The organism is Stenotrophomonas sp. YJH_SMC_94-11 (assembly GCF_059370435.1).
On sequence record NZ_JCAFTR010000016.1, the window covers coordinates 18078 to 32958 of the forward strand.

Consider the following 14881-nt stretch of genomic DNA (forward strand, 5'->3'; position numbering starts at 1 on the left):
GCAGACCACCGACCACCCGAGTTCCCCGACCGCCACCCCGCCGTCTTCGCCCCGTGACCACAGCATGAAAATCAAACGATTCGTCGCCGCCGACATGCGCTCGGCCATGAACCTGGTGCGCAAGGAACATGGTCCTGACGCCGTGATCCTGTCCAACCGCCGGATCGAGGAAGGCATCGAGATCGTCGCCGCCGCCAACTACGACGAGAGCGCGGTGCAGCGTGCGCTGGAAGCCTCGCGCCGTGACGTCGCACCGCCGCCGGCACCCAAGCCGCGCACCGCCGCCGACGCGGTGATCGCCGCCGTCACCCGCCGCCGCAGCAGCACCCCGGCACCGGAACCGATTGTCGCGACCACCTCGGCGGTGGCCGCCCTCGCCCGTGCAGCAGTGGGCGCTACCGGCCGCACCCTGGACAGCGCCGACGAGATCGTGCCGACCCGCGGCAGCACCGGCTTCGCCGCCACGCTGGCACGCGCCGCCGTCAATGAGCCGGCGCTGCCGGACCAGATCTTCGCTCCGTTCGCCGAAGCCATCGTCGCACCGGCACCCGCCAGCGCCACGCCGGCCAACCGCGCCCGCTTCCAGATCGACCCGCCGCACGAGGCGCATCACGAAAGCGCGGCCCCGGCCGTGCAGCCGCCGCCGCTGCCGACCGCAGCCCTGGCCGAAACGCAGCCGGAGGTCGCCGCAAGCGAACCGGCGCTGGCCGATGCCACCGTCGAAACCGCGCCGACGCCGACGCTCGCCCCAGCCCCGGTCCTGACCGTGGTCGCCCAGGACGACGCCGAGATCCGCCAGCTGCGCCAGGAAGTGGCCGGCATGCGCCAGGTGATCGAGCGCGAAATGAACCGCTTCACCGACGAGCGCCTGCGCGGCTGCCCGGTGCGCGCCACCGCGCTGGACCTGATGGACGAGTACGGCTTCGATGCTGGCCTGGCCCGCGACGTCGCCATGCAGATTCCGCTGGAGACCGAGGCGCACCGAGGCCGCGGCCTGATGCTGGGGCTGATCTCGCGCAAGCTGCCGATCGCCCCGGTCGACCCGCTGGAGGAAGGCGGCGTGATCGCGCTGGTAGGCCCGACCGGCGCCGGCAAGACCACCACCATCGCCAAGCTGGCCTCGCGCTTCGCCGAGAAGCACGCGCCGCGTGACGTCGCCCTGGTCACCACCGACACCACCCGCATCGGCGCCCGCGAGCAGCTGTATGGCTATGGCAGGCAGCTCGGCATCGCCGTCCACGAGGCCAACAGCGGCACCGACCTGGACCAGCTGCTGGAACGCCTGAAGGACTACAAGCTGGTACTGATCGACACCGCCGGGCTGGGCCCGCGCGACCGCGCGCTGGCCGCCCAGCTGCAGTGGCTGCGCGCCGCCCGCCAGGTGCGCACCCTGCTGGTGCTGCCGGCCAACACCAGCTTCGGCGACATGGACGAGGTGGTCCGCCGCTTCGGTGCCGCCAACCTGCAGGGCCTGGTGCTGAGCAAGCTGGACGAAACCGGCCGCTTCGGCAACGCCCTGTCGGTGGCCGTGGACCATGCCCTGCCGATCACCTGGGTGACCGATGGCCAGGACGTTCCGGACGACCTGCACCGGGCCAGTGCGGCCAATCTCGTACTTCGCCTTGAAGATTTGCGCCGAGCGGCCGATATGCCCTGCAACCCGGAGTTGAACCATGCCGTCGCGTGAGTACGCCAAGCTGACCAAGACCTTCCCGCTGTCGGCCACCCGCAGCGAGCCGCTCGGCCCTGTGCGCACCATCGCCGTGACCGGCGGCAAGGGCGGCGTGGGCAAGACCAACGTATCGGCCAACCTGGCCGTGGCGCTGGCCGGCATGGGCAAGCGCACGCTGCTGCTGGACGCCGACCTCGGCCTGGCCAACATCGACGTGATCCTGGGCTTGAATCCCACCTTTACGCTGGCCGACCTGGTTGCCGGCCGCTGCTCGCTGGACGATGTCATCGTCGAAGGCCCGAACGGCGTGCTGGTGGTCCCGGCCGCGTCCGGCCGCCGGCACATGGCCGAGCTGGCCCCGGCCGAGCACGTCGGCCTGGTCAACGTGTTCTCCGAGCTGGAGCGCGAGCTGGACATCATGGTGGTGGACACCGCCGCGGGCATCACCGACGGCGTGCTGACCTTCTGCCAGGCCGCGCAGGACACCGTGGTCGTGGTCTGTGACGAGCCGGCTTCAATCACCGACGCCTACGCGCTGATCAAGGTGCTGTCGCGTGAACGGGGCGTGGACCGCATCCAGGTGGTGGCCAACATGGTGCGCGACCCCAATGAGGGCCGCGTGCTGTACGAGAAGCTGACCCGCGTCTGCGAGAAGTTCCTCGCCGATGTCTCGCTGAACTACCTGGGCTGCGTGCCGCAGGATGACTGGCTGCGCCTGTCGGTGCAGCGCCAGCAGCCGGTGGTGAAGGCCTACCCGTCCAGCCCGTCCGCACTGGCGATCACCGAGATCGCGCGCCGCACGGCCCGCTGGCAGGCGCCGACCGAACCACGCGGCGGCGTCGAGTTCTTCCTCGAACGCATCCTCAAGCAGCGCGGGGTGGCGGCATGAAAGGCGCGGCCCAGTACAGGGAAGTCCAGCGCTCGGCGGCCAACGACGTCATCGCCCAGCACTCGGACCTGGTGCGGCGCATCGCCCACCATCTGGCCGCGCGCCTGCCGGCCAGCGTCGAAGTCGACGACCTGATCCAGGCTGGCATGATGGGCCTGATCGAGGCTTCGCGCAGCTACGACGCCGACCAGGGCGCCTCGTTCGAGACCTATGCCTCGATCCGTATCCGTGGCTCGATGATCGACGAGATCCGCCGTGGCGACTGGGTGCCGCGCTCGGTGCACCGCCGTGCACGCGATGCTGCCGCCACCATCCGCCGCCTGGAACAGAGCAGCGGACGCGCCGCCAGCGCCACCGAAGTGGCCGCCGCGATGGAGATGCCACTGCCCGAATATCTGCGCCTGATGGAAGACGCCGCGCGTGGCCAGGTGCTGAGCCTGGAGTCGCGCATTGAGGACCAGGGCGAGCTGGACACGGTCGCACAGGGTGGCCCGACCCCGCAGCAGGTGCTGGAGCGCAGCGAGTTCGGCCGCGAGCTGGGCAAGGCCATCGGCCATCTGCCCGAGCGCGAACAGCTGGTGCTCTCGCTCTACTACGAGCAGGAACTCAACCTGAAGGAGATCGGCGCGGTGCTCGGCGTGAGCGAGTCGCGGGTCTGCCAGATCCACGGCCAGGCCGTGCTGCGCCTGCGCGGCCGGCTGAAGGTATTCGAGGCCGTCGACGCCGGCCTCGAAGAATGAACATCCCCGAGGCAGCTGCCCCCGGCCGCCCGGAATGAACAACAAAGGAACTCTGCTTTGAACAAGAACATGCGCATCCTGATCGTCGACGACTTCTCGACCATGCGTCGCATCGTCAAGAACCTGCTGGGCGATCTGGGCTTCACCAACACCGCCGAAGCCGAGGACGGGCATGCCGCGCTGTCGCTGCTGCAGAGCCAGCCGTTCGATTTCGTGGTCACCGACTGGAACATGCCGGTAATGACCGGCATCGAGCTGCTCAAGGCGATCCGTGCCGACGCCAAGCTGAAGACCCTGCCGGTGCTGATGGTCACCGCCGAAGCCAAGCGCGAGCAGATCATCGAAGCGGCCCAGAACGGCGTGAACGGCTACATCATCAAGCCGTTCACCGCGCAGACGCTGGAAGAGAAGCTCGGCAAGATCTTCGAACGCCTGGCGGCCAGTGCCTGATGGATACCACGGTCGACAAGAATGCCCTCGCCCTGCGCCTGCAGGAAGCACTGGACGCACTGGAGTCCGGTGACGAAACCGCCTGGCGGCAACGCATCGACGGACTGGTCGCGCTGCGCACGCAGCCGATGATGAGCGGCCTCTCGCGGCTGGCCCGCGAGCTCGGGCAGGCCCTGGGTGAACTGCCGACCGTACCCAGCGAGGCCGGCGAACTGGACGATGCCTGCGCACGCCTGGACCACGTGGTGGCGATGACCGAACAGGCGACGCACCGCACCCTGGACCTGGCCGAGGAATGCCGCAGCCTGACCGAACAGTTGCGCGCCGAAGGCCTGCAGCCGGGCCAGGATGCACAGCTCGAGCGCATCCGCCACAACCTCACCGAGATCGCCCTGACCCAGAGCTACCAGGACCTGACGGGGCAGATCATCCGTCGCGTGGTCGGCATCGTCCGCCGTGTGCATGAGGGCTTCGGCGCGCTCGGCCTGCCGCCGGAACAGCATCGCACCGATCCGGAACTGGCCGGGCCGGCACTGAAGGGACTGGACCGCCACGCGGTCTCGCAGAACGACGCCGACGACCTGCTGTCGGACCTGGGGCTGTAAGCATGAGCGCGGTATCCGACGACATCACTGCCGATTTCATCATCGAGGCGCAGGAAATCCTGGATCGCCTGGGCGAACAGCTGGTGTCGCTGGAGCAGGCACCACAGGACACCGAGCAACTCAACGCGGTGTTCCGGGGCTACCACACGCTCAAGGGCGGCGCCGGCTTCCTCGGCGTCACCGCCATGGTCGAGTTGTGCCACGCCGCCGAAGAAGCGCTGGGCATCGCGCGCGCGGGCCAGGCCGTGCTGCAGGCCCATCACTTCGATGCCGCCCAGCAATCGCTGGACTACCTGCAAGCGATGCTGGATGCAGTTTCCTCCGGCACCGAGCCGGGCTATGCGCCGCCGGAGCTGATCGCCCAGTTCGACATGCATGGCGGTGCCGTGGCTGCACCCGCCGCCGCAGCAGCTCCCGCTGCGGGTGGCAGCGACCTGATCACCGACGACGAGTTCGAGGCCCTGCTCGACCAGCTGCACGGCGGCAACGCACCGACTGCGGTGGCGCCAGCAAAGAAGGCCGACGACGGCCTGATCAGCGAAGACGAGTTCGAAGCCCTGCTCGACCAGCTGCACGGTGGCGCCGCACCCGGCGCCAAGCCCATCGCTGCGGCAGCGCCCGCACCGATCGCGGGACCACGCCCACTGGCCGCACCGGCCGCACCGGCACCTGCAGCGGCGACCAAGCCGGCCGCCAAGCCGCTGGCCGAAGCCGAACACACCGTGCGCGTGGACACCAAGCGCCTGGACGCGATCGTCAATCTGATCGGCGAACTGGTGCTGTCACGCAACCGGCTCAAGACCCTGCGTGCGCGCCTGCGCGACGAGGAACTGGACCGCGCCGTGTCCACCCTGGACATCGCCACCGCGCGCCTGCAGTCGGCGGTGATGCGTACCCGCATGCAGCCGGTAGGCAAGGTCTTCTCGCGCTTCCCCAAGGTCGCCCGAGACGTTGCCCGCTCGCTGAAGAAGGAAGTGGACCTGGAGCTGATCGGCGCCGAGACCGAGCTCGACCGCAACCTGGTCGAAGCGCTGGCCGACCCGCTGGTGCACCTGGTCCGCAACGCCATCGACCATGGCGTGGAAATGCCCGACCTGCGCGAAGCACAGGGCAAGCCGCGGATGGGCCATGTACGCCTGTCGGCCCAGCAGGAAGGCGACTACGTCAGCATCGAAGTGCAGGACGATGGCGCCGGCATCGATCCGGAGAAGCTGCGCGCGAAGGCACGCGAGAAAGGCCTGATCGATCCAGAAGCCGCTGCCCGCCTGAGCAGCGAGGAGTGCCTGCACCTGGTGTTCCTGCCCGGCTTCTCGACCAAGCAGCAGGTCACCGATATCTCCGGCCGTGGCGTTGGCATGGACGTGGTGCAGTCGCGCATCCGCGAACTGAGTGGCCAGATCCAGATCCAGTCGGAGCTGGGCCGCGGCAGCCGCTTCCTGATCCGCGTGCCGCTCACCCTGGCGATCCTGCCGACCCTGCTGGTGCAGGCCGGCGAAGACGTCTATGCGCTGCCGCTGGCGCGCGTGATGGAAGTGCTGCACGCACCGCGCACCTCGCTGGGCTGGTTCGATGGCCGCGCCGTGCTCGACCGCCGTTCGCACACGCTGCCACTGGTGGATCTGCGCCAGTGGCTGGATGTGACGCCCGCCGCCTCGACCCTGCTGACCATCGTGGTGCTGCAGGCCGGCGAAGCGCGCTTCGGCCTGGTCGTGGACCAGGTCCGTGGGCGCGAAGAAGTGGTCATCAAGCCACTGCCGAAAGCCCTGCGCGGCCTGCGCGGTTACGCAGGTGCAACCCTGATCGGCGATGGTCGCATGGCGCTGATCCTGGATGTGGACGGCCTGCGCAGCCCGCACGACTGACCCGCCTGCTGAACCCGTAAAACTGTGAAGTCACACCAGTAGCCCGTACCGGTGTCTCAAGTCCCATTCATACAAGCCGATACCGGATCCATGGATAGACTCAGCCTCATTGGACTCTTTCTCGCCCTGGCCTCGCTGGTCGGCGGCAGCATCCTCAAGGGCGCCGGCCTGGCGTCGCTGTGGTCGCCTGCGGCGTTCGTGATCGTCATCGTCGGCACCGTCGCCGCGATCCTGCTGCACACCTCGCCGGCGGTGTTCAAGCACGCGTTCAGCATCGTGCGCTGGGTCGTACGTCCACCGCACAGCGACCGCCGCGAGCTGATCCAGCAGATCGTCGAGTGGAGCAACATCGCCCGCCGCCAGGGCCTGCTGGGCCTGGAATCGCAGGTGGAAGCACAGCAGGACCCGTTCCTGCGCAAGGGCCTGCAGCTGCTGGTGGACGGCGTCGAGCCCGAATCCATGCGGCACATGCTGGAAATCGAACTGGGCAGCCAGGAGCACCAGGACCAGGCCGGCGCCAAGGTGTTCGAGGCGATGGGCATCTATGCACCGACGCTCGGCATCATCGGTGCCGTGCTGGGCCTGATCGCGGTGATGAAGAACCTGGCCGACCCGAGCAAGCTCGGCCACGGCATCGCCGCCGCGTTCACCGCCACCATCTACGGCATCGCTTCGGCCAACCTGCTGTTCCTGCCGATCGCCGCCAAGCTCAAGAGTGTGATCTCGCACAACACGCGCGACCGCGAGATGGTCATCGAAGGCCTGATCTCGATCGCCCAGGGCGAGAACCCGCGCAACATCGAAACCAACCTCTCCGGCTTCCTGCACTGACATGGCCCGCCGCAAGCACCACGAAGAGCACGCCAACCACGAAGCATGGGCGATCCCCTATGCCGACCTGATGACGCTGCTGCTCGCCTTCTTCGTGGTCATGTACGCGATCTCCTCGGTGAACGAGGGCAAGTACCGGATCATGGCCGACGCGCTGACCGATGCCTTCGGTGGCGCACCGCGCACCATCAACCCGGTGCAGGTGGGCAACAAGCAGGTGCAGGGCGGCGGCTGGGACAGCCCCTCGGTGATCAAGTCCGGCACCAAGATCGGTCCCTCCGCGCCGGCGCCCTCGCACGACCCGACCCTGCTGCCGTCGATGGCCTCGCAGATGCGCATGCCGGTGTCGGTGCACAACCAGGAACAGATCGCCCGTGCCGAGCGCCAGCTCAACACGATTGCCGATCGCCTCACCGCCGCACTGGCGCCGCTGATCGACCGCGGCATGATCAGCGTGCGCCGCACCGAACTGTGGATCGAAGTCGAGATCAACAGCGACATCCTGTTCCCCACCGGCTCGGCCGCGCTGGACGTGCATGCGCGGCAGACCCTGGCCAGCCTGGCCGAGGTGCTGCGCGACGTGCCCAACAGCGTGCGCGTGGAAGGCCACACCGACAACGTGCCGATCGCCACCGCCACTTTCCCGTCGAACTGGGAACTGTCGGCCGGGCGCGCAGCCAGCGTAGTGCACCTGTTCGCCGACCAGGGCGTGCAGCCGTCGCGGCTGGCGATGGTCGGCTATGGCCAGTTCCGCCCGCGCGAAGAGAACGACAGCGCGCAGGGCCGCAACCGCAACCGCCGGGTGATGGTCATCATCCTGGCCGACACGTCGCACTCGGTGGATCCGCTCGGCCAACGCCTGAACGCAGCCACCGGCGCCACCGACAGCACCGTCACCGAACAGGCCGACGCAACTCCGGCCAGCGCCCCCACCTCCCCCATCGCACCGGTGAAGTTGCCGCCGGTGCCGGCTGGCAGCCGCGTCGGCGCCGCCGTTCCCCCGGCAATGAAGGAGTAATCCGATGCGCATCTGGGCAGTCGCCAACCAGAAGGGCGGAGTCGGCAAGACCACCACCACCCTCGCCCTCGGCCGCGGCCTGGCCGCGCTCGGCCATCGCGTGCTGCTGATCGACCTCGATCCGCATGCCTCGCTCAGCCGCGCCTTCGGCGTGCCGGTGGACCCGCCGCCGGCCGGCGTACTGGAATTGTTCGGCACACCGCCAGCGGACCTGTCCAGCCTGTGCCATGCCAGCAACATCCATGGCCTGGACTACGTCTGCGCACAGTCGGCGCTGGCCACGCTGGAACGCCGCAGCGCCAACCAGCCCGGCCTCGGCCTGGCCCTGCAGAACGCGCTGGCGCGCCACCAGGGCCAGCACGACTACATCCTGCTGGACTGCGCACCCACCCTCGGCCTGCTGATGATCAACGCACTGGCTGCCGCCGATCGCCTGATCATCCCGACCCAGGCCGAGCCCCTGGCCCTGCACGGCCTGGATGGCATGGTCCGCACCGGCGAGATGGTCGAGCGTTCGCGCCGCCGCCCGCTGCCGATCTCGATCCTGCCGACCCTGTTCGACCGACGCACCCGCGCCGGCAACGAGTCGCTGCGCACCATGCAGGACCGCCATGGCAGCCGCGTGTGGGAAGACGCCATTCCGATCGATACCCGCATCAGCAACGCCGCCGGGCTGACCCTGCCGAGCGCCGGCGAGGACTACCCGGGCCGTGGCCTGGCCGCCTACCGGCGCGCCTTGAACTGGATCCTCGGCGAGGATGCCCGCGCCCTGGAGCAGGCCGCATGAACAGCACCGGCATCCTCGACGATTACCTGGACGAACTGCTGGGCGAAGCGATGGTCGCGCCGCCACCTGCCGTGCTGCCGCCCGCAGGCACCGGGCAGGGCCCGGCGATCGAAGCAGTCGCCGAACGCGAACCGACCTGGGACGATCTGCCGGCCGAAGTGATCTACGAAACCGAAACCATCGCCGCCACGCCGAGCGGGGACAGCGCTGCGCTGGAAGCCGCCTTCGAGAGCGCCGCACCACCCACGCGCGAACCCACCTGGGATGACCTGCCCGCCGAGGTGATCTACGAAACAGAATCCGTCGCCGCCGCGCAAAGCCGGGACGACGCAGCACTGGAAGCGGCCTTCGAGAGCGCTGCCGCTTCCGGTAGCGCTGGGCAGGGTCCGGCGGGAGAAGCGGTTTCCGAACGCGAGCCGACCTGGGATGACCTGCCTGAGGAGGTCATCCACGAAACCGCGCCGGCACCCGCCATCGTTGCAAACGCCGGTCCGGAACCTACCTGGGACGACCTGCCGGACGAGGTGATCTACGAGACCGATCCGGCCGACAGCCATCGCCTCGCCCACACCGACAGCCCCGGCCTGCAGGCCGCCTTCGAAGCGGCCGCCGGTGGCGAAGACGTAGCCACGCCACCGCCCGCCGTGGTCGCAGCTCCGGTGGCCCCGACGGTTGCACCTGCAGCCCCGGCCGCGCGCACCGCCACTGCGCCGCCGCGCGCCGCCGTCGATGCCCCGGCAGGCAACCGTCCCGGCACCTGGCAGGAGCTGCAAGCGCAGGCCCACCAACCGGCTCGCAGCCCGCATCCGCAGAACCGACGCGCCGGCGAACGCACTTCGCGCTGGCTGCGCCTTCGCTGCGGCACCCAGGCCTATGCGCTGGAACTGCTGAAGGTGCAGGAAGTGGTGCTGCCGGTGCCGCTGCTGCCACTGCGTGGCACTGCAGCGGCCATGCTCGGCATCATGAACCTGCGCGGCCAGGTGGTACCGGTGATGGATCTGGGCCTGCACCTTGGCGCCGCGGCCGCCGAAGACGACGCACAGACCCGCATCGTGGTCCTGGAGGAGGACGGCGAGACCATCGGCCTGCGCGTGTCAGCGGTCGAAGATGTCGCCAACCTCACCGATTCGCAGATCGAACCGCCCGATACAGCGCGCATCTGCCAGATCTCAAACGACCTGTTCCGCGGCGTGGCCCGGGTCAGCCAGCGGCCGATGATCCTGCTCGACGCCACCCGGCTGTTGAGCTGAGCCGCCAAGAAAAAGGGGACGGAGGGGATTAAGTCGCAAGTGGCTCGGCGCTTTGCGCCGATGGATCAACACCTTACATCCCCACTGCGCGGTCGCCGTTGCCGAGGGAGCTGCAGTAGAGCCAGGTCGATTGCGACTTAATTCCCTCCGTCCCCTTTTAAGCAGCGACCGCATCGACGTACCGCGTCGATTCTTCTAAAGAACCCCACCGGGGTGCCGTTATGGATCACGGAACCGTTTGTCCGGAGCAACGATGAGCACTGTCGAACTGGGTGGGGATCTCGGCATCGAGAGCACTACCGAGCTCAAGAACCGCCTCGCCCCACTCGTGGACCAGGCTGGCGAGCTGACCCTGGATGCCAGCCAGGTCGCCCGCATCCACACGGCCGCCGTGCAGGTGCTGTGTGCGTTCGTGCAGGCCCGCCGCGAGGCAGGCCTGGGCACCGGCTTCCACGGTTGCACTGCAACCTTCAGTGACGCCGCGCGCCTGCTGGGCGTCACCCAGGCCCTGGGCCTGGACGCAACCCATGACAACCTGAAATCTGTGGAGAACGCTGCATGAGCGCACGTATCTTGGTGGTGGACGATTCGGCGTCGATGCGCCAGATGGTGTCCTTCGCCCTCACCTCGGCCGGTTTTGCCGTCGAAGAAGCTGAAGACGGCGCGGTCGCGCTCGGTCGTGCCAAGGGCCAGCGCTTCAATGCGGTGGTGACCGACGTCAACATGCCGAACATGGACGGCATCGCGCTGATCCGCGAACTGCGCCAGCTGCCGGACTACAAGTTCACCCCGCTGCTGATGCTGACCACCGAATCGGCCGCCGACAAGAAGTCCGAAGGCAAGGCCGCCGGTGCCACCGGCTGGCTGGTCAAGCCGTTCAATCCCGAACAGCTGGTCGCCACCGTGCAGAAAGTGCTGGGCTGATCGCCCGGCGCCGCTCCCCCTCTTCGCTTCCGGATCACCACTGCCATGAGCATGGACCTGCAACGCTTCCACGCCACCTTCTTCGAGGAGAGCCGCGAAGGCCTCGATGCGATGGAGGCTGGCCTGCTGGCCCTGGAATCGGGGCAGCAGGACGCGGAGATCATCAATTCGGTATTCCGCGCCGCCCACTCGATCAAGGGCGGCGCCGGCACCTTCGGCTTCGACGCGATCGCCGGCCTGACCCACGTGCTGGAAACGCTGCTCGATGAGCTGCGCGCCGGCAAGCGGGCCCTGGAAGGCCACGCCGTCGACGCCATGCTGTCCTCGGTGGACGTGCTGCGCGCCCTGCTGCGCGAAGCCGAACACGGCCAGGCTGCCGATCCGGCTGCAGTCGCTGCGGTGAAGGCGCGCCTGGAAGCGGTTCTTTCCGGCCAGGCCGCAGCGAGCGCCCCGTCGGCCGCCGCAGCCAAGGTGGACGATACGCCGGAAGCCTGGCAGATCGGTTTCACTCCAGCGCCGTCGCTGTTCATGAGCGGCAACGACCCGCTGCGCATCATCCGCGAACTGGAACACCTCGGTTCGCTGCAGGTCGCCGCGCGCATGGAGCGCCTGCCGGGCTTCGCCCAGCTTGATCCGCTCGAAGCGCATCTTGCATGGGACCTGGGCCTGGTTGGCAAGGTGCCGCGCAGCAAGATCGAAGACACCTTCGCCTGGGTGCTGGACGATTGCGAGCTGGACATCCGTCCCGCCGCGCCGCCGAGCCTGGCCACCGAGGCGCCGGCCGCAGCGGCTCCCGCTCCGGTCGCAGCGGCCCCGTCTGCACCTGCCACGCCTGCTGCCAACGGTGGTGCCAGCCAGGAAGCGGAAACCTCGATCCGCGTCAGCGTGGACAAGGTCGATGCGCTGATCAACCTGGTTGGCGAACTGGTCATCACCCAGGCCATGCTCAAGCAGGTCTCGCACGCACTGGACCCGGTCCACGCCGAGAGCCTGTTCGCTGGCCTGGACCAGCTTGAACGCAACACCCGCGACCTGCAGGAAGCGGTGATCGGCGTGCGCATGCTGCCCGTCGATGCGGTGTTCCGCCGCTTCCCGCGCCTGGTTCGAGACCTGTCCAGCCGCCTGGGCAAGCAGGTGCGCCTGCGCACCGTCGGCGAAGGCACCGAACTGGACAAGGGCCTGATCGAAAAGATCGCCGATCCGCTGGTGCACCTGGTGCGCAACTCGATCGACCACGGCCTGGAAATGCCCGACGTCCGCCGCGGTGCGGGCAAGGACGAGACCGGCACGATCACGCTGGCAGCTTCGCATCAGGGCGGCCATATCGTCATCGAAGTCAGCGACGACGGTCGCGGCCTGGACCGCGCCAAGATCCTGGCCAAGGCTCACGAACGCGGCCTGGCCGTGCCGGACAACCCGACCGATTCGCAGGTCTGGGACCTGATCTTCCAACCCGGCTTCTCCACCGCCGATGCGGTCACCGACCTGTCCGGGCGTGGCGTCGGCATGGACGTTGTCCGCCGCAACATCCAGGCACTGGGCGGCGAGGTGCAGATCGAAAGCAGCCTTGGTACCGGCACCCGCACGCTGATCCGCCTGCCGCTGACCCTGGCCATCCTCGATGGCATGACGGTGGCCGTGGCCGGCGAAACCCTGATCCTGCCGCTTGCCTACGTGCTTGAGGCGTTGCAGCCGCAGCCCGAGGATATCCGCAGCATGGCCGGCGAAGGCCGCGTGCTGCGCGTGCGCGGCGAGTACCTGCCGATCCTGTCGTTGAGCGAGTACTACGGCTACGGCAACCGCGCACCGGGCAGCGAATCGCTGGTGGTGGTGGTGGAAGGCGATGGCCAGAAAATCGCGCTGGAAGTGGACGAACTGGTCGGCCAGCAGCAGGTGGTGGTGAAGAACATCGAGAACAACTACCGCCGTATCGGCGGGGTGTCCGGTGCCACCATCCTTGGCGACGGCCGCGTCGCGTTGATCGTCGACATCGGCGGACTGGTGCGCTCGCTGCGGATGCCGCAGGCCGCCTGACCCACGCTGCATGCGGGTCATGGACCGCCGCCCTTCGGGGCGGCGGTTTTTGTTTGTGTGCTCCATTCCAGCCGGGGTCAGATCCCTTTTCAGGGAAAAGGGATCTGACCCCATCCCTTCTGTGAACTCCGTCGAGGCGATGGTTTCGCGCGCAACCACGTCATCCGAGCGCAAGCCCCGCCAGGCCAGCACTTTCGCGCCGTCATCCCTACGCAACCGAATGTGATCTGCGTCCATAAAGTCCGCGCGGACGGCGCCGTTATTTCGCTTTGACGGTCGTCACCGAACCCCACCGGGCACCCCCGTTCGCTCTGCAACCACCCCCAAACCGGCGCACAGACGCCGGCACTCTGCCCACCTGGAGCACCCTGCATGAAGTGGTTCCAAGATCTGCCCATCGCCCGCAAGCTGGCCGTGGGGTTCACCCTCACCACCCTGATGACCCTGATCCTCGGCGCCTTCGCACTGCTGCGCCTGAGCGAGGCCAACGCGCAGTTGCGCGAGATGGCTGGCAACGATATCCCCTCGGTCCAGCATCTGGGCGAGGCACGCTCGCAGCTGGGCGAGTTCCGCACCTACGAACTGGCCCAGCTGAGCATGCTCGACCAGCCGGACAAGGTCGCCGACTACAACAAGCGCATGGACGACACCGCCAAGGCCGTGCATGACGAGTTGGCGGCGTACGCGGCGCTGCCGGCGCTGGACAAGGAGCGTGAACTGTATCGCGCGGCCAGCGCGCAGCTGGACCGCTACTTCTCCGCAAACAAGGCCATGCGCGACGCCGTGGCCGCCGGTGATGGCGCACAGGCCCAGCAGATCTCCGACGAGCAGTCGCGCCCGGCGCGTCGCGACCTCTTCGCTGCAATGAAGGCACTGGGAACCCACATCGCCGGCCAGATGGACGGCAAGATTGCCGACGCCAACGCCACCCACCGCACCAGCATGATTGCCATCATCGGCTGCATCGTGCTGCTGTCGCTGGTCGCTGCCGCGCTGGCCATCGTCATCTCGCGGGCAGTGACCGGCCCACTCGGCAAGGCCGTGCATGCCATCCAGGCCGTTGCCCGCGGTGATCTCAGCGTCAGCACCCAGGCCACCAGCAAGGATGAAGCCGGCAGGATGCTCGCTGCCACCGCCGAGATGACGGCGATGCTGCGACGCTTCAGCGAGCAGACACAGCTGATGGCACAGATGCACGCTGGCCCGGACATCAGCCATCGCATCCCGGAAGATTTCCCGGGTGTCTACGGCCAGCTGGCCAACGGCATCAACACGGTGATCTTCGAACACCTCGATGCGATCGTCGATGCCATTGAAGTACTCAACCAGTACGCCATCGGCAACCTGAGCCCGGACGCACGCCGCCTGCCCGGCAGCCGCGCGATCCTGCACGAATCCATGGACGCGGCCAAGGCCAGCCTGCTGGCCATCAATTCGCAGATCCAGCACCTGGCTGCGGCGGCCGCCGCCGGTGACTTCAGCCAGCGCGGCGACGCACAGCGGTTCCAGCACGACTTCAAGCTGATGATCGAGCACCTCAACACCATGATGCAGGTGGCTGACGGCAACCTGGGCCAGCTCTCGCAGCTGCTGCAGTCGATCGCCACCGGCGACCTGACCGCGCGCATGGAAGGCCAGTACAATGGCGTGTTCGCCCGCATGCGTGATGATGCCAACACCACGGTCGCGCAGCTGACCCAGATCGTCGGCCAGATCCAGGCCAGCGCCTCCAGCATCACCCTGGCCGCCGGCGAGATCGCCTCGGGCAACAGCGACCTGTCGCGCCGTACCGAGCAGCAGGCCGCCAACCTGGAGGAAA

At 68.1% G+C, this 14881-nt stretch carries 14 protein-coding genes; all 14 read left to right on the forward strand.

What is annotated here, in order from left to right; genetic code table 11:
* Positions 1–64: 64 nt before the first annotated feature.
* Entirely contained in the window at positions 65–1687 is a 1623-nt protein-coding gene (gene flhF / locus AC5P74_RS19690) for a flagellar biosynthesis GTPase FlhF (protein ID WP_346607937.1), read from the forward strand.
* Entirely contained in the window at positions 1674–2561 is an 888-nt protein-coding gene (locus tag AC5P74_RS19695) for a MinD/ParA family ATP-binding protein (RefSeq protein WP_005416424.1), read from the forward strand. Before flhF ends, AC5P74_RS19695 begins: the two co-directional genes overlap by 14 nt.
* Entirely contained in the window at positions 2558–3301 is a 744-nt protein-coding gene (locus tag AC5P74_RS19700; RefSeq protein ID WP_053498623.1) for an RNA polymerase sigma factor FliA, read from the forward strand. The genes AC5P74_RS19695 and AC5P74_RS19700 overlap by 4 nt, the downstream gene beginning before the upstream one ends.
* Before the next feature lie 57 nt (positions 3302–3358).
* Complete coding sequence (gene cheY, locus AC5P74_RS19705) at positions 3359–3751, forward strand: chemotaxis response regulator CheY (protein ID WP_005413247.1); 393 nt, start codon at positions 3359–3361, stop codon at positions 3749–3751.
* On the forward strand, positions 3751–4356 hold the full coding sequence (locus tag AC5P74_RS19710) for a protein phosphatase CheZ (RefSeq protein WP_032129220.1): 606 nt from the start codon (positions 3751–3753) through the stop codon (positions 4354–4356). The genes cheY and AC5P74_RS19710 overlap by 1 nt, the downstream gene beginning before the upstream one ends.
* Positions 4357–4358: 2 nt before the next feature.
* The gene (locus AC5P74_RS19715; protein WP_495205039.1) at positions 4359–6218 is read left to right on the forward strand and encodes a chemotaxis protein CheA; all 1860 of its coding nucleotides are present in this window, start codon (positions 4359–4361) and stop codon (positions 6216–6218) included.
* Between the two features lie 90 nt (positions 6219–6308).
* A complete protein-coding gene (locus tag AC5P74_RS19720; RefSeq protein WP_049413360.1) occupies positions 6309–7049 on the forward strand; it encodes a flagellar motor protein in 741 nt (246 codons plus the stop codon).
* Position 7050: 1 nt separating this feature from the next.
* A complete protein-coding gene (gene motD, locus AC5P74_RS19725; protein ID WP_065178540.1) occupies positions 7051–8067 on the forward strand; it encodes a flagellar motor protein MotD in 1017 nt (338 codons plus the stop codon).
* A 4-nt stretch (positions 8068–8071) separates the two neighbouring features.
* A complete protein-coding gene (locus AC5P74_RS19730; protein ID WP_053498628.1) occupies positions 8072–8854 on the forward strand; it encodes a ParA family protein in 783 nt (260 codons plus the stop codon).
* On the forward strand, positions 8851–10104 hold the full coding sequence (locus AC5P74_RS19735; RefSeq protein WP_495205040.1) for a chemotaxis protein CheW: 1254 nt from the start codon (positions 8851–8853) through the stop codon (positions 10102–10104). The genes AC5P74_RS19730 and AC5P74_RS19735 overlap by 4 nt, the downstream gene beginning before the upstream one ends.
* A 253-nt stretch (positions 10105–10357) precedes the next feature.
* The gene (locus AC5P74_RS19740) at positions 10358–10666 is read left to right on the forward strand and encodes an STAS domain-containing protein (RefSeq protein WP_206620623.1); all 309 of its coding nucleotides are present in this window, start codon (positions 10358–10360) and stop codon (positions 10664–10666) included.
* Positions 10663–11028 (forward strand): response regulator, encoded by a 366-nt coding sequence (locus AC5P74_RS19745; protein WP_005409521.1) that lies wholly within the window; start codon positions 10663–10665, stop codon positions 11026–11028. Before AC5P74_RS19740 ends, AC5P74_RS19745 begins: the two co-directional genes overlap by 4 nt.
* Positions 11029–11073: 45 nt before the next feature.
* Complete coding sequence (locus AC5P74_RS19750) at positions 11074–13062, forward strand: chemotaxis protein CheA (protein ID WP_111127755.1); 1989 nt, start codon at positions 11074–11076, stop codon at positions 13060–13062.
* Between the two features lie 372 nt (positions 13063–13434).
* Positions 13435–14881 (forward strand): MCP four helix bundle domain-containing protein (locus tag AC5P74_RS19755; RefSeq protein ID WP_495222502.1); only part of this gene is annotated, 1447 nt, incomplete at its 3' end.